This is a genomic window from Paenibacillus silvae (assembly GCF_014639235.1).
Lineage (GTDB): Bacteria > Bacillota > Bacilli > Paenibacillales > Paenibacillaceae > Paenibacillus > Paenibacillus silvae.
Map to the genome: position 1 here is coordinate 1,333,534 of NZ_BMFU01000001.1, position 20,251 is coordinate 1,353,784.

Consider the following 20,251-nt stretch of genomic DNA (forward strand, 5'->3'; position numbering starts at 1 on the left):
TGATATACATTATTGCCGTTATTTGCTGAAATAGAAGGGTTTTAGAAGGGAATTCTGAAAAAACGAACGTTTTACAAGCCAATCCTGAAAAATGTTATTGATTATTTGCACGAAACTCTGTAATCTATTGAAAGTTTGTGTATCGGAAAAGGAGATGAGATTCTTTGCAACGCGAAATTCAGGTTGATCAGAAGATGGCGTTTGGCCCTGGCTCATTATTGAGCCTGCAGCATTTGTTTGCCATGTTTGGCAGTACGGTACTCGTACCTAACCTTTTTGGAGTAGATCCAAGCATGATCCTGTTAATGAACGGAATTGGTACGCTGCTCTACATTCTGATGTGTAAAGGAAAAATCCCGGCATACCTCGGATCAAGCTTCGCTTTTATTGCTCCTGTAATGGCCGTATTAAAAGGACATCCTGAGAACGGATATTCCATGGCACTCGGAGCATTCATCGTAACAGGCATCGTATTTTGTATCGTAGCCCTCATCATTAAATATGCAGGCACCGGCTGGATCAACGTAGTATTCCCTCCAGCAGTAATGGGCGCGATCGTTGCCTTGATTGGTCTGGAGCTTGTACCTGTCGCCGCCCAAATGGCAGGTCTCATTAATTCAGATCCTGTGAACAACCCTGGTTGGGTTCCTCAAGCCAAACCCATTATTTTATCCATGGTAACCTTGGGAATCACGGTGATCGGAGCTGTTACGTTCCGCGGATTCCCCAAAATTATTCACATCCTGATCGGTATCGTGGTCGGTTATATTCTTGGATATTCTATGGGCCTCGTAAATTCAGACAAAATTTCTGACGCTAATTTAATTTCTCTTCCAACGATAACAACACCTGCATTCGATTGGTCAGTAATTCTCACAATTTTACCGGTCGCACTCGTTGTAATTGTCGAACATATCGGTCATTTGCTGGTTACTAGCAGCATTGTAGGCAAAGATTTGTCCAAAGATCCTGGTCTGCATCGCTCGTTGCTGGGTAACGGTGTATCTACGATTCTTTCAGGCTTCGTCGGATCAACACCGAATACAACGTATGGTGAGAACATCGGTGTTATGGCGCTGACTCGTGTGTACTCGATCTATGTCATTGGCGGCGCTGCTGTCATTGCTATCCTGCTCTCATTCTCGGGTACATTCTCGGCACTGGTTGCGAACATTCCTGTACCTGTTATGGGTGGTGTCTCCTTGCTCCTGTTCGGAGTTATTGCGGCGTCTGGTCTGCGTATTCTGGTTGAACAAAAAGTCGATTTTGCCAAACCGACAAACCTGATCCTGACTACACTGGTACTGGTCATTGGACTCAGCGGTACGGAAATTTCCTTCTATGGTGTGCATTTGAAGGGTATGGCGCTGGCTACAATTGCCGGAATGCTTCTAAGCCTGCTGTTCAAGCTGTTTGAAGTGCTCGGTCTGTTAAACGAAGAGACTCAGAAGCAACCTGTCATCGAAAAAACACCTGATTGAGCACAGAACGCTTAAACAAAGAAAGATTCGAATACAGATTCATGCAAGCTCATCTCAACCTCAGAACGTATAATTTTAAAAAAAGAACTCAAAAAGCCTGTCTCTCCCAACTATTACTTGGAAGAAACAGGCTTTTTGCCAATCATTAATGCTGTATATTATTTCCCGGGAAACGCGGAAGTTAAACTTCATTGGCTCACAGCCATCCAGAACCACACGGGATTGCGCTTTTAGTAGTTCATTAACGTGAACACGTTCATGTTCTCAGGCAGCTTTGCTCTGCCATTCAGATCGTTCAGCTCAATCAGGAATGCAGCACCGACCACATTGCCACCGAGCTGCTCAATCAAATTGATGGAAGTTGCAATCGTTCCACCCGTTGCGAGCAGATCATCTGCAATCAGGACATTTTGTCCTTTTTCAATTGCATCTGTATGCATTGCAAGTGTATCCTTGCCATATTCGAGATCATACCCTGCTTCTATGGTCGCTCCAGGCAATTTTCCACTTTTGCGAATTGGAGCAAATCCAACACCAAGCGCGTATGCGAGTGGGGCGCCCACAACAAAACCACGTGCTTCCGGTCCAGCAATAACATCAATTTTGAGATCAGCCACCATCTGTTTCAGTTCATTGATTGCATTGCGGTACATTTCTCCATCTTTCAACAACGTGGTGATGTCCTTAAAGCTGATTCCCGGTTGTGGAAAGTCAGGAATGACACGAATATACTCTTTAAAATCCAAAATAATCTCCTCCTAAAATAAATACACAAACTTCCATCTAAGATACGCCCTTCATCCGGGATATCATCCATTGTGTCAGCTGAGGTGTCGATGCGTCCAGCATCACCTGCTCCGTCTCGGCCATATGCTCCAGCGCCTGATAGTGGCGTGCTGAAGTCAGATCACGTTTCGGCGGATTGTCCGCGACCGCAATCATTCCATCCTTTCGTGTAATAAAGGACAGCTCTTCGAAAACATTCAGCATCATCGTAATCATACGCGGAGAACAGCCGCACTGACGGCTGAGCACAGGAATAATGTCTTGTTCCACCACGGGTTCTGCTTTCCATTTGAACACCAGCATATAAATACGCTTGAACAGTTCTCTGGAAGGCATCTGAAGGCGATCCAGGCGGTTGCCTGATCCGTGCAGAAGGATGATATTCTCAGCTCCGCTGAACAGAGCCAGCATTGCATCAAGTTGTTCCGGAGTTTCCGGCGTATCAAACACAAATAACGTTCGCACTTGTTCCTGTCCATACTGCTCTGCAGCAGCATTACACGGAAATAGCCCGACCTTTCTATCATATACCCAAAGGCACGGTTCATACAATGAATTTCCCTCAGAAACATTCGTTTCCTTACGAACAATCGCTCCAATTGAACCTGCCTTATAACGCAGATGTACGTCCAGGGCGCTCAGGAAGTGTTTCATTGCATGTAACGGATCAGCATGCCCTCGCATATCAAATACTTGAGCATGAGGGACATGGATGTCCTGCAGCATTAGCTGTGACTTCCTCATGCCATTCCACTCATTAATGGACAATTCACCCATCACATCAATGACAGCACCCGGGGTGAGAAATTCAGCCAAGTCTCCCTTGCCAAAAGCAACAGTTTCCAGCTGCTGTCCTTCTTGCTCCAGCACCAGTTTCAGATGGCGTTTATCCCGCCCCATCGTCCGTGTTTCTTTGACAGTTACATTTCGGAATACAAAACGCGGCGATGGATTGCTCATACCAAACGGCTGCAAACGGTCGATCTCCTGGATCACCTTGATTGGAACGTCATGAATCATGCATTCATCATCAGCCAACCGCTGAGGTACAAAGTCCTCCTCCGTCAGTATAGCTGCAGCATATTCATTCAAACCTGTCTCCAGCTGCTGCAACTGATCTCGATGAAGTGTCATTCCCGCTGCCGCCGGGTGTCCGCCATAGTGGTCCATATACTGTTTGTTCGCTGTAAGAGCCTCATAGATATCCAGGCCTTCAATCGAACGCGCGGAGCCTTTGCAAACACCACTTTCGGGATCAATACCAAGAATCAATGTTGGTCGGTAATATCTCTCAAGTAATTTGGAAGCAACGATGCCCACCACACCAACATTCCAGCCCTCACCAGCCAGTACGATCACATCCGGCACCGATCCTGAACGCGACTCGATTTTTTGCTCCAGTTGTGCTGTCGCTTCCTGTAGTATGCCCTCTACGACCTGCTGTCGCTCCCGATTCAACAGATCAAGCTGCCCCGCTAGTGTATGGGCCTCATCCAGACTCTCAGTCGTAAGCAGGGATACGGCTCTTCCGGCATGATCCAGACGACCGCTGGCATTAATGCGCGGAGCCATGGCAAAGGCAATATTAACAGAAGTCACCTGGCTTTGGTCCACACCGCTGATCTCCAGCAAAGCGCTGACTCCCGGCAATTTTGAACCTCGCATGGATTCTACACCGTAACTGACAATCACCCGATTCTCACCTTCCAGCGGCATCAAATCGGCTACTGTGCCAATTGCAGCGATCTCCATCCATTCACCAGGTACTTCACCAATAAGCGCCTGAGCAACCTTCAGAGCCACCCCCGCTCCCGCCAGACCTTTGAAAGGGTAAGGACAATTCGGCAGCTTGGGATTGATTAAGGCGTAGGCATCCGGCAACACTTCAGGGGGTTCATGGTGATCCGTTACAATCACCTCGATGCCAAGTGTAGAAGCATAGGCAATTTGTTCCACAGCACTGATGCCGGTATCGACGGTAATAATCAAAGTAACCCCTTGCTGATGTGCCCAGTCCAAGGCATGGTTATGGAGTCCATAACCTTCGTTGGAACGATGTGGGATATAGATATCATATGAGGCTCCCAAATGACGCATGAGATGAATCATCAGCGAGGTACTGGATACCCCGTCAGCGTCATAATCCCCATATATTAAAATATGTTCTTCTCGCTCCAAGGCCAGCTTGATTCGAGGAATAGCCTCTTTCATACCCAGCAGCAGATATGGATCATGCATCTGATTCAGATCAGGATGCAGAAATCGTTCTGCCTCTTGTTCAGTGTGCACACCTCGACTGACAAGCAAACGTCCTACAAGAGGTGACACGGAAAGCGCCTGCGAAAGTCCCGCAGCCGCCTCCAGATTAATATGTGGTGTATTCCACCGATATTGCGAATAAAGCAATGATAACGCTCCTTTCCTGATCTGCGTAACCCGCGCCACTACTGAATTAATGTCGCTTCATGATCGGGCAGTTCATGATTGGATTTATAAGGATATCCAGGGTCATAAGGTACAGCCTGCACCTGGACTTCTTTGACATGACTGAATCTTGTTAACAATAACGTCTTTGCTCTATTCGCGATCTCTTGCGCCTCCAGAATAGAGATTCTGGGATTCACACTAATCACCAGTTCTATGGTAACGTCATGCTCCTGCTCCCGTGCAATCAAGTGTTCAATCGTAATAATGCCGTATACCCGTTGAACCGTTTCCTTGAAGTCCGTTGCATCCTCCTGCTCCAGTTCCTGAACAAGTGAGCCATACACCGTGTCTACAATCATTCGATATCCTTTATAGAAAATGAAGCCGGAAGCAAGTATAGCCGTGATCGGATCAAGATAGAGCAGCAGGTTTAATCCGGTCTCTTCCCCCGCCATAGAGCCGATAATTCCAATTAGAACGATAAGTGAACAATATAGTGCTCGGCGATGCTGAAGCGCATATGACATCGCTTGAGACTGATTTCGTTTGCGAAACACCCGATATTGAAATTGAAAAATGGCTTCTTTTACCGCCAGCGCTGCAACAGCAATCAGAAGCACGGACCTGCCGGGAGCCTCAATTTCATCGCTGGACAGGGTTCCCAACGCGGATATTGCCAATTGCAGGCCTCCCATCAGGATTAACACCGCTAGCAGAACAGTCATGCCAGGCCGTGCGGCACGAGCATGCTCTCTGAGACGCTCCCTTTGCACCTTGTCCTTGAGCCTTACAGATTTCGAGGGGAATAGACCGACCAGGGAAGAGGCAGCTTCTGAAGCAGAATACAGACCGTCTGCCAGCAAAGATTTGCTGTTGGCCATGTAACCTGCTCCTGTTTTAATGACGGCAAGTGCCATATTTCCAATGATCCCGCTCCATGTCGCCGCATGTGCAGACGGGCCAGGTTCTCTTGTCATGTGTATTCCCCCTTAATTCTGTACTTAACGCTGCAAAACCGCGCCTGGCAGACGCGGCTTTACATTTCGATGTTTAGTTAGAAGCTTTCGCCGCTGTTTTTGGTTTGCCAACTTGTTTACCTTTAAGCACCAGCCAAAGCGGGGCTGCGATAAAGATGGAAGAGTAGGCACCGAACAATGTTCCGATCACCATGGCAAGGGAGAACATACGAATGGACTCTCCACCGAAAATGAACAAACAGATCGAAGCGGCAAATACCGTAAACGTTGTATTCAAGGAACGAGTCATCGTTTGAGCCAAACTGTGGTTCACAACCTCCCGCAAATCGGCCTTGGTTGTCTTTTTGGCAAAACGCAGGTTTTCCCGAATCCGGTCAAAGATAACGATCGTATCGTTAATTGAGAAACCAACAATCGTCAATACTGCTGTAATAAAGGTCAGATCCACATCCAGACGGAAAATGGAGAAGATACTGATAACAACAAATGCATCATGGAAAAGGGCAATAACCGCTGCAAGTCCAAAGCGCCATTCAAAGCGAATCGCAACATAGATCATAATCCCGATACTTGCAATAAGTACGGCGTAGATTGCATTTCGTTCCAGTTCCTTGGCCATTTCAGGATCGACCGTATTTACCTCGTAAGATGCTGTTGAGTCCAGCTTGCTGAACTCCTGTTTGAACTTACTTTCCTGTTTTTCATCCAGAACATTCGAGAAACGAACGTTGACCCGATCAGCGCCAGGTGTGATGTGCACATCACCCTCCTTGACACCCATATCCTTGATAATCGGATCAATCTGCTCCGTTGTAATTGCTTTGGATACTGTGATATCCACATTGGAGCCTGATTTGAAATCAACCGCATAGTTCAAACCTAGTGCCAATAAACTTACAATCCCTGCTATTGTCAAAATAATTGAAAATGTATAGGCAATCTTACTGCCCTTAACGTAGTCATAATTCCAATTAAAGCGCACGAATTTCACTCTCCTTCACTCCGAAATACTTAGGCTTCTTGAGCACGTTACCCCGTACAAGCAGGACTAACAGGAAGCGGGAGAAGAAAATATTCGTGATAATACTGGTCACAATGTCAAAAATCAGTACGAGTGCAAAACCTTTAACCGCGCCAGTACCAAGGAAGAACATCACAGCCGCTGCAATAATCGTTGTGATATTGGAGTCGATAATTGTACGGAAGGAATGTTTACCTCCGGCTTTAACAGACGAAAGGATGGATTTGCCGCTTCGCATCTCTTCCTTGATCCGTTCATACGTAATGATATTTGCATCGACCGCCATACCTATACCCAGGATGAAGGCTGCAATACCCGGAAGAGTAAGGACAAATTCACCGAGATAGAAGATCGCAAGCACTAACCATGTATGAGTAATCAACGCAAAACTTGCAATGATACCAGGTACGCGGTACAGCCCAATCATAAATACCAGAATGATGACAGAGCCAATCAAACCGGCTTTGATCGTTTGATCCAGAGACAATTTACCAAGGGTCGCTCCAACGCTTTGGGAGTACTTCTCGGTAAGTTTCAAAGGCAGTGCACCCAGGTTAATAGTATCACGCAGCTGGTTCGCTTCTTCACGGGTATAATTACCCGAGATTTGAGCCGAACCATCCGTCAGCTGCTGTTGAACAGTTGGCGCAGAGAGTAGCTGATCATCCAGATAAATCGCAAGTGGCTTGCCAATCAGGCGTTTTGTAATTTCAGAAAACTTAGCCTTGTCCTTCACTTTGATGTCAATCATGGGCTGATTCAGTTGAGTAAACACAACCTTAGCTGCATTTTCGACAAATTCATTACCGCGAAGCTCAATTTTGGAGTATTCGCCTTCCTTGTCATTCTCTGCTTTACTTCGGAAGGTCAGAACAGCTGGTTCTTTCATTTTGGCTCTAACCTCGGCCTCATCCGTAACCCCTGCCAGTTTCAACCGAATACGGTTGGTTCCCTCCGTAGTTACTTCCGGCTCACTGGTTCCGAGCGCATTGGCACGGCTTTCGAGGCTTTTGGCTGTTTGCACCAGAGAGGCTTTGCTGACTTGCTGCCCTGCTTCGAGCGGCTCTGCTTCATATAAGATCTCGTAGCCTCCTTTTAAATCGAGGCCCAAGCGTATATTTTTGAGCAGCTCCGGGCTTGTACCCACCATAACCCCTGTGGTGACAAGCACGACCAGAATGAAACTGATAATTCTTTTCATGCCGTTCCTAGATCCCCTTTCGTTCTCAATATTCCTATTATAGCGATGCCGTAAAAAGCAGTCAATTTTCAACAAAAAAGATCCCTTTCGTCTAGAAAGAGGACCCCCGGTATGCAGACACGGTCATAAAGTTCATAAAGCTTGTTGCTTTCAGTGACAATATGTCGTTCACCAGTTGGTGAAGCGGTGGAATGCCCTGTTTTTCGTATTTATGACTGACGCAATTCCAGACATCTTTGCTGGTGACATATTGGTAACCGACAAGCCTTAATTCCTCTGCCTTGCTTCGGCAGAGTATCTCTATGGACTCTTCCAACTCCACATCATTCATTTCTTCCAAGTGGGGAGCCTCCCTTCTTACATCCAAGCCTCTCTGCGGCATCGATATTACATCATTCGACCTCACCCGATCATATTCCTTCTTGCTGGTGATGGTTCTTTTTGTTAATCGTGAGCAAGTTGTCATGAGATGATAAAACCCCTGCATAGGATGAAATACAACGGCTTTGTCCCATTAATGATGATAAGCTGTATCTTCAATGAGGATAACCTGTACCTTCAACCGGGAGAGAGGGGTAGTTTTGAAGAAACAGACATTTATTCAGGGAGCCATGATCCTGCTCGCGGCAGGTATAATCAACCGCATTCTCGGCTTCATTCCGCGTATTGCACTGCCACGGGTCATCGGTGCAGAGGGTGTTGGCATCTATCAGCTGAGCTATCCCTTCTTTATCGTGCTGGTCACGCTGATTACCGGCGGCATTCCTTTAGCTGTAGCCAAGCTTGTCGCAGAAGCCGAAACGGGTGCTAACCGTTATTCGCCTCAGCGTATTTTGCAGATCAGTCTTAGCTTTACACTCACGCTTGGTGTCGTTTTTATGTTTCTATGCATCGTGTTTGCCCCGTGGATCACTCAATATGTACTCACGGACGAACGGGTATACCATACGTTTGTAAGCATGAGCCCTATGATTGCCATTATAGCGGTTTCGGCAGTCTACCGAGGGTACTTCCAGGGCAAACAAAATATGATGCCTACAGCCGTATCATCCATTGTGGAAACGATCATTCGTATTATTTGTGTCATCTGGTTTGCATGGCTGCTGCTGCCTCACGGGATTGAACATGCAGCCGCGGGAGCAATGCTGGGCGCTATGGTTGGTGAACTGGGTGGTATGCTTGTCCTGTTATGGAACTATGCAAGGGCAAGAAAGGAACTGCCTTTATCGAAAAATCGCACGGAGCAGCCCATACAAAAAGAAACCTCTCAGGGCGGCCTGATCCGGCGACTGCTTGCTATATCCGTTCCCGTTACTGCCGGGCGTCTGGTCGGCTCACTATCCTATCTCGCGGAGACCATTGTAACAGCCCAGAGTCTTGCCATTGCCGGAATTGCCAAAGGACTCGCTACTGCTCAATACGGTGCATTACAAGGCATGGTCATACCGCTGCTCTTGCTGCCTGGGGCATTGACCTCTTCTCTCGCAACCTCTCTGGTCCCTTCTTTGTCAGAAGCTTCTGCACGAGGGGATCGCGCGCTTATTCATAAAAGAATGCATCAGGCTCTGCGGCTTGCACTCGTCACCGGTGCACCGTTTTCCGTCTTTATGTATGTGCTTGCCGAACCGATGTGTCTGGTGCTTTACAACGATGCATCGATTGGAAGCATGCTGAAGCTGATGGCTCCGTTTGCATTATTTATCTATATTCAAGCTCCGCTCCAGGCTGCATTGCAGGCCCTTGATCGCCCAGGTAAAGCATTGTTAAATACGTTTATCGGTGCTGTTATCAAAATTTCGTTAATTCTGATGCTGGCTTCACAGCCCGAATACGGTATTTTCGGTGCAGTCATTGCAATCTGCATTAATTCTATGGTCGTAACCTTACTACATGCACGCAGTGTTCGCATGCTTTTGAATTTTCGCTTCAAGCTGCTGGATTGGGTCAAAACAGGAGCCGGCATGTTCATTATGGGTGCAGCGACCTTGCTCGTTTACGAGTACACAGCAGCCATGTTTCCTTTTTGGTTACGCATGATTCTAGCCCCGGCTGTCGGTTTAATGGTCTATTTACTCATCATGGGTATGACCAAAATGATTGATTTCCATGATTTATCACGTACCCCGATCATTGGTTCATGGTTCAAACGCCGCTCTGGAAAATAGATTCACTTCTTATCTTCACGAGGGCTGATATATATTTTACCGTTATGGTCGATGGAGCATATAAATACATCCTTGAAATCCATAATGCCCTTTTGTTGAATTTGATTTTTCAACCAGAAGCGTGTTTTCTCGATCATCTCCAGATTTTCATCCTGAACCTTTCCATCCATAATGAGTGGAACTGGCAGCCCTTCATATTTAATGTTGGGGAAACCTTTTAATTTGACGCTGCCTTTTTTGTCGGTAGATGAATTACCTGAATCCGAACCGGAGGAAGCATTATTACCTGCACTTTGATCCTTAGGAAATACCGTCAGCTTGCCCGTTGTCTCCAGCAAAGCAAAATCTACATCTTCTATGCTGTCTATGTTTTGTTCCCTTAGCTGCTGCAGCAGGTCATCTAGATTGTAACGCTGCTTTTTCATTTCATCCCGATGAAGCTTGCCTTTGGAGATGACCACCGTAGGTTTACCGTCAATCATCAGACGAAGCTTGCGGCTCTTCAATCCGAGGTAAGCCATGCCAATCTGCATTACAATAACGGTCAGCATCGGCGCTATACCATGGGAGAGCGGTTTTTTGATATCTTCTATGACAAAAGCAGCCATCTCCGCGAGCATGATCGATACAACCAGATCAAACATCGACAGCTTGCCGATCTCACGTTTACCCATAATACGAATCGCGCAATAAACCAGAAAATACATGAGGATCGTTCGGAAGATATGCGGGCCAACATCAGTGAAATTCATAACAGGGACCTCCTTCGAATCTCAGCATTTGGACAGACAGCGGAAGTGCAATCCCTATTTTGACCTGAACCTGACAGGCTCATGCAGAAATAATCCGTTTATTTAATGGAAATCGGCTCATAAGTACGTAGGCTTGACCATACACTGTATTAATTTCAAACTTGTACAAGGGGGTTGCTTCATGCAATTGATTCGCCGCTTGTTCTCATTTCGGATGTCCAATCCAATTCTGTCTGGCCTCTGTCATGCTTTTGTCTGGATGTTTATCGGCGCTTTAATTCTTTCCTTCTTCCTGTGGATGAGCGGCATGCGAGAACAGGACCTCTCTACTTATACCTACGTTGTTCATGGCTTGTCTCTGATCATTGGCGGTTTCATTGCGGGCAAACGGTCGGGCGAGAAAGGATGGTACTACGGGGGGCTTACAGGCATCGTATACGGACTTCTCGTGCTGCTCATCGGCTTCCTTGCACTTGATGCCTCCTTCAACTGGAAGGACAGCCTGCAGCTGCTCAGTGCGTTTGTGCTTGCCGCGTTCGGAGGTATCTTCGGTGTAAACACTCATCGTTCTTCCTGAGAATACAAAAAGAGAACCGGATCTGCTCAGATCCGATTCTCTGTTCGGGAATATGCCTGGCATATTCTCATCATGTATAAAATTATTGAGCCGTTTCGCGGCTTACAGCGCTACTGATGGCGTTGCGGTCAAATGTAAGCTTGGTTACATCGTTAACACGCAATACAACCACATCGTCTGTAATTTCCGCAATTGTACCATGAAGGCCGCCAATCGTTACGATTTTATCGCCCTTTTTCAACTGGCTCAGCATTGCATTACGTTGTTTTTGCTTTTTGTTCTGTGGACGGATCATCAGGAAGTAGAAAATCGCTACCATCAATACTAAAGGCACGATCAATGAAAAGATTCCACCACCTGCATTTGTAGCTTGAGCAGTCATTGCTTGAAACATCAAAACTCCCCCTTATCGACTATACGTACAGATATTGCTTGTTACATCGGCTCCGCAAAAACCTCAATCAGAAACCTTTGTCATTGTCATGCAGACCATATTGATCGAAAAATTCATCCCGGAAATCAAGCAAACGATCTTCCATTATGGCTTTGCGCACATTCCGCATCAAATTTTGTAGGAAATGAAGATTATGGATCGTTGTAAGACGCAAACCAAATGTTTCATCTGCCTTAATCAGATGACGCAAGTAAGCTCTGGAATAGTTGCGACAAGTGTAGCAGTCACATTCCGGATCAAGCGGCCCGAAATCCCTTGCAAACTTGGCATTGCGAACGACCAGACGTCCCTGACTTGTCATCGTTGTTCCGTTACGGGCAATTCGGGTTGGTAGCACACAGTCAAACATGTCCACTCCACGAATTGATCCCTCAATCAATGCATCGGGTGAACCTACCCCCATCAAATAACGTGGTTTATTGGCAGGCAGCAAAGGCACTGTATAATCCAATACACCATACATCAAATGTTTCGGTTCTCCAACACTCAGTCCACCAATAGCATACCCCGGGAAATCCATGGAAGTCAAATCAGCCGCGCTTTGACGGCGAAGATCCTCATGCATGCCTCCCTGTACGATTGCAAACAAGCCTTGATCGTGTGGACGAGCATGACTCTCAAGACAACGCTCTGCCCAGCGGCTTGTTCTTTCAAGTGACTTTTTCACGTATTCATATTCAGCCGGGTACGGAGGGCACTCATCAAACGCCATCATAATATCCGATCCCAGCGCATTCTGAATTTCCATAGCAACTTCCGGGGAAAGGAACTTTTTGTCTCCGTTCAGATGGGAGCGAAAGTGTACGCCTTCTTCCGTAATTTTGCGCATCTCACTAAGAGAAAACACTTGGAACCCGCCGCTGTCCGTCAAAATAGGACGGTCCCAGTTCATAAACTTATGCAAACCGCCAGCCTGACGGATAATTTCATGCCCGGGTCTAAGGAACAGGTGATACGTATTACTTAATATAATCTGAGCATCCATCTCTTTCAGCTCTTCAGGACTCATCGTTTTTACCGTTGCTTGCGTGCCAACCGGCATGAAGGTTGGTGTCTCAATAACGCCATGAGGGGTATGCACACGTCCCAGACGCGCACCGGATTGTTTACACGTTTTGATATGTTCGTACGTAATTGCTGCCATTGGTTATAATCATCCTCTAAAAGTTAATCTAATCTTTTGTTAATAAATCAGCATCGCATCGCCAAAGCTGAAGAAACGGTATCGCTCCTTGATCGCTTCAGCATAAGCATGCATGATGTTTTCACGCCCCGCCAGCGCACTGACCAACATGACCAGTGTTGACTTTGGCAGATGGAAATTAGTAAGCATCCCGTCAATAACCTTGAAGGAATACCCCGGGTAGATAAAGATGCTCGTCCAGCCGCTGCTCTCCTGCAGCACACCATCTTCGAATTTACTTCCCACGGTCTCCAATGTTCTGCAACTGGTTGTACCCACCGCGAATACTTTATTGCCACGTTCTTTGGTTCGGTTAATCAGATCTGCCGTCTCCTGAGATAAAGAGTAATACTCCTCATGCATCACATGATCCTCAACCACATCAACAGACATCGGTCTGAAGGTGCCTAACCCGACATGCAGTGTTATAAAGCCGATATTCACACCTTTGGCGCGAATCTGATCGAGCAGCTCATCGGTAAAATGAAGCCCTGCAGTCGGTGCGGCAGCGGAGCCTTCGTGTTTCGCGTATACCGTTTGATAACGCTCACGATCATCAAGCGTTTCTTTGATATATGGCGGCAGCGGCATTTCGCCCAGACGATCCAAAATTTCCTGGAAGATGCCGTTGTACTCAAATGTTAGCGTACGCGCCCCCATTTCACCAACTTCATTAATCACGGCCTTGAGCTCATCACTAAAAACAATGACTGCGCCATGCCTTAGCTTTTTACCTGGCTTGACCAGTGCCTCCCACTTGTCACCTTCCACATTTTTGAGGAGCAGCACCTCGGCTTTGGCACCTGTATCTTCTTTGGTACCAAACAGGCGGGCAGGCAATACACGAGTATCATTCAGAATCAGTGTATCTCCCGGCTCCAGCACGTTGAGAATGTGAGGAAAATGGTGATGTGCAACTTCACCCGTCTCTTTATTCAAAGTAAGCAAACGAGAAGCTGTGCGATCCAGCAATGGTGTCTGTGCAATTAGTTCCTCTGGTAATTCAAAATCATATAAGTCCACATTCATGTTCTACTCATTCCTTAACACATTCATATTCTTTCATTTCATTATTGAGCTGAATCCACGTGATTTTTTTCAACAAACCAAGATCATACTCTTTCATTGATTTCGCTAACATCATATCGTTTTATTCTTTGACAATCGTCGCATTTTGATAATAGTGTTTCAATATTGTCTGGTAATCATACCCTTCATCAGCCATCCCCTTGGCTCCCCATTGGGATAATCCGAGCCCATGGCCGTTACCTTGACCGATAAACATAAAAGTCTGCCCCTGTGTTACAGCTCTCGCTTGACCATCTGCACTCATCACAACCAAGGCATTGCTCGAAGAGGTTCCAGTGCCTGAGGCCGATAACACAGCAGCACCCTGTGATCCCGTTTTGCTGACTTTATTACCGTCAGCGCCTAGTACAGTATAACTTCCGGTTCCCGCAATATCAAATAAAGTGCTCGGCAATCCACCTAATGCAGAGCGGTACGTATCCGCATATTTGACCGTCAACGGTTGTCCGTTAGCTGTAACTTCAAGGGCTCGCCCGGATGGACCACGCTTGCTCACTTCCAGCGTTGAGATAGAGGAAGGAAGGGCCGTTGTTGTTTTACCTTGCAATGTCTTGAGCAGCTGTGCCGAGGTAAATGGTCCCCTTACCCATGCATAATCATTGGATTGAGCCACTTTGGCCAATACTACAACCTCTGTTCCAGGATTAATTTTGGCTACGGGTTCAACATTGGATTGGATCAGCGGGATAGGTCTTACATTCGTATTTTGAGCCGTTACGGTTACTTTGGAAAGGCCCGCTTCTGTTTTTGTTGTTAGCTGCCTTACGTTATCCTCACGAATATATCCGCTCACGCCTGAACTCAAAAGAACATGATACCAGGATTGAAGTCCGGCTTGGGCAGATTGATCCCCCCGGCTTTCCACATTAGTGAAGACCCCTGCGCCGCCATTCCATACCTCGGAAGGATGGGCCGTTTGACCACCCGCATTGGAGGAAAATACGGCTTCTACAATTTTGCCTCCGCTTTTAACAACTTCTCCGGCAGTGGCATCTACAGCGCTCGTTACTTTGTCGTTCTCTGAAGACATTCCGTTATATGCCTGACTCAGTGTGGTATCTACAACATTGGCAATCTTGAAACGCTCCCCTTGCTGCAGCGCATAAGATCGAGCTGCGACCGCTTGCACTTTCAGTGCTTCGGCTGGCCAGGAAGAGTAGACCTCGGCACCCACAACCGAATACAAGTACTGTTCCAGTGCTACAACGTTAACCAAAGCCAAATCTCCGTTAACGATGCTGATCTCCATATCCCCGCGATAGGTTCGTTGTGAGCGCTCCACAACTTTTATGCCGTTGCCTGTTCCTTGCACAAGCACTTTAGCGTCTTTGCCTGCGATTGTATAATGCGGAGCAGTTATCAGCTTGTCTGTACTCAATCCCGCATCCTGACGAATAATGAGCCCGCCACTGTCACCTGCAGGAGAAAGGTTAACACCGGGTGTACTCGTTTCGATACGCTGTTTTAGTGAGGATAACTCTGCTGCAGATGCAGCTTCGCCGACCCAAACTGTATATGCCTGACTTCCATCCAGTTGAAGCACAGGGTAAGCTGTAAAACCTGCTGACATCAAACTCGCCTGCGCCGCCTCAGCTTCCTGAAGAGAGCTGTAGCTGCCTGCTTGCAAACGTTCGCTGCCTGTTACAACAGGCTGCTGCCCTGCCAATTGAGTTGCAGCTGTTTTTTCTACTCTTGCCGCAGCTTGTCCTGCCAGTGCTGCCGTTCCATAATTCCCCGTGTACAGCTGATAAAGTGTTTTACCATTGAAGGATGCTGTGAATAATAACGGTTTATCTGCGGTCGCCTGAAGCAGCTTTGCAGCCGCTGCGGCTGTTTTGAAATCAGTCGTTTCCAGTACTTTTACGCGAAATCCATCTGCACTGAATCGTGCTTGTCCGGATGGTATCGTCATGTTGGTTCCCCTGTCAGACTGAAGGCCCCACGATTCACTCGCTTCAAGTGTAATAAGTGGGGTTGTTGATTTATATGTGCTCCCTAAATTGGCAAACAGAGCTACCCTGATCAACTGCGAATCATTGCCATCAGCATAAGCAGGCAGTTGCAAACATCCTGCTGTCATTAGAGCAGCCGCCAGTACTTTCAATCGACGACTCCACTTTCTCGTACGTATTGCTTTTCCCACCTTCAGACTCCTCTCTGTACATGTCTTTCGTTTATATCGGTTTCTTACATCCCATTGTATAACTAGAAATTAGAGCTTTCTACCGATCCACATCTACCCACAGATAATCTTATCCTTACTTGCCATCTCTAGGAGGAACAGGCAAGCCCAGATGATGATAGGCAAGGTCCGTTACGATTCTGCCTCTCGGTGTCCTTTGAATCATACCGATCTGCAGCAGATAAGGTTCGTATACATCTTCAATGGTCTGAGGCTCCTCCCCAATTGTAGCCGCAATGGTATCCAGCCCTACTGGTCCTCCGCGGAAACTGTGGATCATCGATTTAAGCATCTTATGATCAATTTCATCCAGACCGCGTGGATCAATCTGTAATCGCTGTAATGCCTCTTCTGCCAGTGACTGTGTAATAATACCGTCACCACGCACCTGTGCAAAATCACGGACTCGTTTCAATAAACGGTTAGCAATACGTGGTGTCCCGCGTGACCGCAAAGCGATCTCTTCTGCGGCGTCGCCGACAATCTCTACACCTAAAATTTCAGTAGAGCGTGATACGATGTATGCCAGCTCATCAACTGTATAAAATTCCAGACGGCTAATAACGCCAAACCGATCACGAAGAGGAGCAGACAATAACCCTGCACGCGTCGTCGCACCAATCAACGTAAATGACGGCAAATCCAGACGAACAGAACGTGCACTAGGACCCTTGCCAATCATAATATCTAAAGCTGAATCCTCCATCGCGGGATACATAACCTCTTCAACCGTACGATGCAGGCGATGAATCTCGTCAATAAACAAGACATCTCCCTCTTGCAGATTAGTCAGCAGCGCAGCCAGATCACCCGGGCGTTCGATCGCGGGACCTGAGGTTGTTCTGAGGTTTACGCCAAGTTCGTTGGCAATGATATTAGCAAGTGTTGTTTTACCAAGTCCCGGAGGACCGTATAACAGCACATGATCCAATGCTTCATTTCGCAATTTAGCCGCTTCAATATATATTTTAAGATTTTCCTTCACCTGGTTCTGCCCGATGTATTCATTCAAATAACGGGGACGGAGACTTAATTCAACGTTCTGGTCCTCCATCATCAGGTTCGCGGATATAATCCGTTCATCCATACGTTTCTCACCCTTTTCTTGCAGGCTGCAACTCTACTATACTATGAAAAATAATTTATCCGGTAAATAACATCTGAAGCGCACGCTTCATCAGCACATCCACAGAATCCGCCGTAGTCACATCTTTTTTCAGTTTCAGCCATGCCTTATCCAATTCACTATCCGTGTATCCAAGCGCCTTCAGGCCTTCGCGAGCCTCATCCCATGCAGATCCGCTTCCAACTTCTTCAGATGGCGGTGCGAACAATCCTGTCTCGTACGCTGCCGTACCGAAACCATCCAGCTTGTCTTTCAGATCCAGAATCATGCGCTGCGCTGTTTTCTTACCGATGCCTGGCAGCTTTGTCAAGAACGTCAAGTTCTCCTGATAGATGGCGGTGACCACATGATCTGGCGTGCCCCCTGCAAGAATGCCCAAGGCCACCTTCGGTCCAATGCCGGAAACTTCAATCAGCTTGCGGAACAAGCGCTGCTCCTCTCGCGTTACGAAACCGAATAGCAGCATTGCGTCCTCACGAACATGATGATGGGTATACACCGTTATTTCGCCTTCCTGTTTCGCAAACGCATAGGGATTTGGACAGAATACACGATAACCTACGCCATGAACATCCAGAACAATATAATCACTCTCAACATGTATGAACTGTCCTCTTAGAAAATCAATCATTTTCGCAATACCTCATTCAACTTGGAATTTAATGTATAAGAATGTGCATGACACACTGCAACAGCCAGCGCATCTGCCACGTCATCCGGTTTAGGCACAACTTGAAGGCGAAGGAACATTTTCACCATCTCCTGCACCTGCTTCTTCTCCGCCTTGCCATATCCCACGATGGCCTGTTTGATCTGCATCGGAGTATATTCTGCAATCGGTAGCCCCTTCTGGGCAGCTGCAAGCACCATGACCCCTCTGGCCTGGCTGACAGACATCGCTGTAGTGACGTTCCGGTTAAAGAAAAGCTTTTCCAGTGCTACCGTATCCGGTTTATATTTGTCAATTAACTGCACCATGCCCTCATATACATGAAGAAGCCGCTCCTCTTCGGGAGTATGAGCCTCTGTCTGGATACATCCATATTGCACAGGCACAACCTTGTTCCCGATTTTATCCACAAACCCGAAACCCACAATCGCAATCCCCGGGTCAATCCCCAAAAAACGCAAAACCATCTCTCCCTTACAAAAGCGAACATATGTATCGTTCATTTCATTATAACAAAAGATAAGCCGCACGGCAGGAAAAACTTTAGCTATGCTAATACTTGCTGTTTTTCGTTTGTATTCTGCAACATGTTTTACATTTTGCAAGTCTTCCTAGAGCAAGACAAAAAGGACATCTGATGATGTCCTTTCGTCAAAGTTATTTGCGTTATCACATATTCGACTTCTGCGCTCGACTTATATATTCAACGGACGGTTAACCGCCATTTCGCAGCAGTCGATGCTTTTCATCCACAGCAAAGTCACTAAATGTAGAAATAACACTGTCATACTCGTCCTTATCCTGAACACGAATCCCTTCCTGCAATTGCTCTAAAACGCCATCAGGCAATGAACTCTCCAGCGTGCCTACATCCAGTTGAAAAAACGTACGAATCACGTTCTCTTCCGCTGGCTTTCCCTCGTACAAATTAAGATTTCCGTCAGCATCAATGCTGATGTATGCCTGATGTTTGCAGATCGGTGAGAGGTCATCTACCCGCTGCTTTAGCTGCAGGGTGTCCGTTGAGGTGACTTTAGCCTCCCACTCTGGATGTTGAACAAGTAATACTTTTAACTGCGCTGTATCCATTCTCCCTAATTGTTCTGTCTCCACACCGCAGATATACTCAGTTTGCAAAACAACACGTATTAACTTTGTTCTCTCCGTATTGAGCTGGTTTACCAGTGTCTCAATCTCCTGCTCAGTTCGGGTGTCCTGCTGGACTGGGCCCATAACACTCACAGCTTCCCCGAAATTTGTTGTTAATAGGCGCTCTACCGCAGCAGATATAGTTAAACCACGGTATGCTAATATCGTAATCGCTATGATCGCACTGGCCATCCACAACGTTCGTCTCCATCGCCGCCAACGCTTTTTGAACTGTTTTCTGAAGTTGAGCCTGCTCACATAAACCCCTTCAATCCCTTTTTAAACCTATTGTGACCTAATGTATCAAGCTTTATGCAAAACAGGTAGCAGGGACTCAGCAACATTGTTTTGCAGCTAAAATGTATTATAAAACAGCAAAAAGCACTATCCGTTAAGATAGTGCTTTCCAAAGATCGGGATGACACGATTTGAACATGCGACCCCCTGGTCCCAAACCAGGTGCTCTACCAAGCTGAGCTACATCCCGTTATATATACCGGCGAGAGGACTCGAACCTCCACGGTTTCCCACTCGATTTTGAGTCGAGCGCGTCTGCCATTCCGCCACGCCGGCAAACGATAAAATATAATGGCGCGCCCTGAGAGATTCGAACTCCCGGCCTTTTGATTCGTAGTCAAACGCTCTATCCAGCTGAGCTAAGGGCGCAAAATATTGGAGCGGAAGACGGGAATCGAACCCGCGACCCTCGCCTTGGCAAGGCGATGCTCTACCGCTGAGCCACTTCCGCATGAAAAATAAAACATGAAATTTTCTCATCCCTGAAGCATTTAAAAATGGCGGAACCGACGGGATACTCTCACTTCGTTCGAGACTGCGAAGCAGATGCTCTCGAAGTGTATGCTCCGACGAACCCAAATCCGGATTCTCATGCCTGAGGTTTGTAAAGATGGCGGAACCGACGGGATTCGAACCCGCGATCTCCTGCGTGACAGGCAGGCATGTTAGGCCAACTACACCACGGTTCCAGATCACTTTCCGTGAAGAAAGCCT

General features: G+C 47.0%; 18 protein-coding genes and 5 tRNA genes. 3 read left to right on the forward strand and 20 right to left on the reverse strand.

What is annotated here, in order from left to right; genetic code table 11:
* The first annotated feature begins 164 nt into the window (after positions 1-164).
* Positions 165-1,481, forward strand: coding sequence for a uracil permease (gene uraA, locus IEW26_RS05980; protein WP_188591611.1), 1,317 nt, complete (start codon positions 165-167; stop codon positions 1,479-1,481).
* A gap of 230 nt (positions 1,482-1,711) precedes the next feature.
* Here the strand turns inward: uraA and IEW26_RS05985 are convergent, their stop codons facing one another.
* The 6 genes from IEW26_RS05985 to IEW26_RS06010 form a co-directional block, all read right to left on the reverse strand.
* A complete protein-coding gene (locus tag IEW26_RS05985) occupies positions 1,712-2,227 on the reverse strand; it encodes an adenine phosphoribosyltransferase (RefSeq protein ID WP_111270161.1) in 516 nt (171 codons plus the stop codon).
* A gap of 37 nt (positions 2,228-2,264) precedes the next feature.
* The gene (gene recJ, locus IEW26_RS05990; RefSeq protein WP_188591612.1) at positions 2,265-4,673 is read right to left on the reverse strand and encodes a single-stranded-DNA-specific exonuclease RecJ; all 2,409 of its coding nucleotides are present in this window, start codon (positions 4,671-4,673) and stop codon (positions 2,265-2,267) included.
* A 38-nt stretch (positions 4,674-4,711) separates the two neighbouring features.
* The gene (locus IEW26_RS05995; protein WP_188591613.1) at positions 4,712-5,671 is read right to left on the reverse strand and encodes a cation diffusion facilitator family transporter; all 960 of its coding nucleotides are present in this window, start codon (positions 5,669-5,671) and stop codon (positions 4,712-4,714) included.
* Between the two features lie 73 nt (positions 5,672-5,744).
* On the reverse strand, positions 5,745-6,653 hold the full coding sequence (gene secF, locus IEW26_RS06000) for a protein translocase subunit SecF (RefSeq protein ID WP_145406686.1): 909 nt from the start codon (positions 6,651-6,653) through the stop codon (positions 5,745-5,747).
* Positions 6,643-7,893: a protein translocase subunit SecD gene (gene secD, locus IEW26_RS06005; RefSeq protein ID WP_111268455.1), complete on the reverse strand. Its 1,251-nt coding sequence runs from the start codon at positions 7,891-7,893 to the stop codon at positions 6,643-6,645. The genes secF and secD overlap by 11 nt, the downstream gene beginning before the upstream one ends.
* A 91-nt stretch (positions 7,894-7,984) precedes the next feature.
* A complete protein-coding gene (locus tag IEW26_RS06010; RefSeq protein ID WP_229729699.1) occupies positions 7,985-8,224 on the reverse strand; it encodes a post-transcriptional regulator in 240 nt (79 codons plus the stop codon).
* A 250-nt stretch (positions 8,225-8,474) separates the two neighbouring features.
* Between IEW26_RS06010 and spoVB the strand changes: the two genes are divergently transcribed.
* Positions 8,475-10,058, forward strand: a complete 1,584-nt coding sequence (gene spoVB, locus IEW26_RS06015; protein WP_188591614.1) for a stage V sporulation protein B — start codon at positions 8,475-8,477, stop codon at positions 10,056-10,058.
* Positions 10,059-10,060: 2 nt separating this feature from the next.
* Here spoVB and IEW26_RS06020 read toward each other — a convergent pair whose 3' ends face one another.
* Positions 10,061-10,810 carry a YetF domain-containing protein gene (locus IEW26_RS06020; RefSeq protein WP_145406683.1) on the reverse strand — a complete coding sequence of 250 codons (750 nt, stop codon included), beginning with the start codon at positions 10,808-10,810 and terminating at the stop codon, positions 10,061-10,063.
* A 181-nt stretch (positions 10,811-10,991) separates the two neighbouring features.
* On the opposite strand from IEW26_RS06020, the gene IEW26_RS06025 reads away from it, so the two are divergent.
* A complete protein-coding gene (locus IEW26_RS06025; RefSeq protein WP_145406682.1) occupies positions 10,992-11,387 on the forward strand; it encodes a TIGR04086 family membrane protein in 396 nt (131 codons plus the stop codon).
* Between the two features lie 82 nt (positions 11,388-11,469).
* On the opposite strand, the gene yajC is transcribed toward IEW26_RS06025, so the two are convergent.
* The 13 genes from yajC to IEW26_RS06090 form a co-directional block, all read right to left on the reverse strand.
* Positions 11,470-11,781 (reverse strand): preprotein translocase subunit YajC, encoded by a 312-nt coding sequence (yajC, locus tag IEW26_RS06030; protein ID WP_111268451.1) that lies wholly within the window; start codon positions 11,779-11,781, stop codon positions 11,470-11,472.
* A gap of 67 nt (positions 11,782-11,848) precedes the next feature.
* A complete protein-coding gene (gene tgt / locus IEW26_RS06035) occupies positions 11,849-12,985 on the reverse strand; it encodes a tRNA guanosine(34) transglycosylase Tgt (protein WP_188591615.1) in 1,137 nt (378 codons plus the stop codon).
* 39 nt (positions 12,986-13,024) lie between these two features.
* Entirely contained in the window at positions 13,025-14,053 is a 1,029-nt protein-coding gene (queA, locus tag IEW26_RS06040) for a tRNA preQ1(34) S-adenosylmethionine ribosyltransferase-isomerase QueA (RefSeq protein WP_188591616.1), read from the reverse strand.
* Between the two features lie 121 nt (positions 14,054-14,174).
* Positions 14,175-16,256: a SpoIID/LytB domain-containing protein gene (locus IEW26_RS06045; RefSeq protein ID WP_373288423.1), complete on the reverse strand. Its 2,082-nt coding sequence runs from the start codon at positions 16,254-16,256 to the stop codon at positions 14,175-14,177.
* Between the two features lie 115 nt (positions 16,257-16,371).
* The gene (gene ruvB / locus IEW26_RS06050; protein WP_188591617.1) at positions 16,372-17,382 is read right to left on the reverse strand and encodes a Holliday junction branch migration DNA helicase RuvB; all 1,011 of its coding nucleotides are present in this window, start codon (positions 17,380-17,382) and stop codon (positions 16,372-16,374) included.
* Between the two features lie 55 nt (positions 17,383-17,437).
* The gene (ruvA, locus tag IEW26_RS06055; protein WP_188591618.1) at positions 17,438-18,052 is read right to left on the reverse strand and encodes a Holliday junction branch migration protein RuvA; all 615 of its coding nucleotides are present in this window, start codon (positions 18,050-18,052) and stop codon (positions 17,438-17,440) included.
* Positions 18,049-18,552, reverse strand: coding sequence for a crossover junction endodeoxyribonuclease RuvC (gene ruvC / locus IEW26_RS06060; RefSeq protein ID WP_145406678.1), 504 nt, complete (start codon positions 18,550-18,552; stop codon positions 18,049-18,051). Before ruvC ends, ruvA begins: the two co-directional genes overlap by 4 nt.
* A gap of 253 nt (positions 18,553-18,805) precedes the next feature.
* Positions 18,806-19,432, reverse strand: a complete 627-nt coding sequence (locus tag IEW26_RS06065) for a BofC C-terminal domain-containing protein (RefSeq protein ID WP_188591619.1) — start codon at positions 19,430-19,432, stop codon at positions 18,806-18,808.
* 221 nt (positions 19,433-19,653) lie between these two features.
* Positions 19,654-19,727: transfer RNA gene (locus IEW26_RS06070), tRNA-Pro, on the reverse strand.
* A gap of 7 nt (positions 19,728-19,734) precedes the next feature.
* Positions 19,735-19,813: transfer RNA gene (locus IEW26_RS06075), tRNA-Leu, on the reverse strand.
* 16 nt (positions 19,814-19,829) lie between these two features.
* Positions 19,830-19,906 (reverse strand) — tRNA-Arg (locus IEW26_RS06080).
* A 7-nt stretch (positions 19,907-19,913) separates the two neighbouring features.
* A tRNA-Gly gene (locus tag IEW26_RS06085) sits at positions 19,914-19,988 on the reverse strand.
* A 160-nt stretch (positions 19,989-20,148) separates the two neighbouring features.
* Positions 20,149-20,226: transfer RNA gene (locus tag IEW26_RS06090), tRNA-Asp, on the reverse strand.
* Positions 20,227-20,251 lie beyond the last annotated feature (25 nt).

Coding starts and splice junctions, on each gene's coding strand:
- IEW26_RS05995 (WP_188591613.1), bottom strand. CDS start 5,671: ATGACAAGAGAACCTGGCCCGTCTGCACATGCGGCGACATGGAGCGGG.
- secD (WP_111268455.1), bottom strand. CDS start 7,893: ATGAAAAGAATTATCAGTTTCATTCTGGTCGTGCTTGTCACCACAGGG.
- IEW26_RS06010 (WP_229729699.1), bottom strand. CDS start 8,224: ATGAATGATGTGGAGTTGGAAGAGTCCATAGAGATACTCTGCCGAAGC.
- IEW26_RS06020 (WP_145406683.1), bottom strand. CDS start 10,810: ATGAATTTCACTGATGTTGGCCCGCATATCTTCCGAACGATCCTCATG.
- IEW26_RS06025 (WP_145406682.1), top strand. CDS start 10,992: ATGCAATTGATTCGCCGCTTGTTCTCATTTCGGATGTCCAATCCAATT.
- yajC (WP_111268451.1), bottom strand. CDS start 11,781: ATGTTTCAAGCAATGACTGCTCAAGCTACAAATGCAGGTGGTGGAATC.
- tgt (WP_188591615.1), bottom strand. CDS start 12,985: ATGGCAGCAATTACGTACGAACATATCAAAACGTGTAAACAATCCGGT.
- queA (WP_188591616.1), bottom strand. CDS start 14,053: ATGAATGTGGACTTATATGATTTTGAATTACCAGAGGAACTAATTGCA.
- ruvB (WP_188591617.1), bottom strand. CDS start 17,382: ATGGATGAACGGATTATATCCGCGAACCTGATGATGGAGGACCAGAAC.
- ruvA (WP_188591618.1), bottom strand. CDS start 18,052: ATGATTGATTTTCTAAGAGGACAGTTCATACATGTTGAGAGTGATTAT.
- IEW26_RS06065 (WP_188591619.1), bottom strand. CDS start 19,432: ATGGCCAGTGCGATCATAGCGATTACGATATTAGCATACCGTGGTTTA.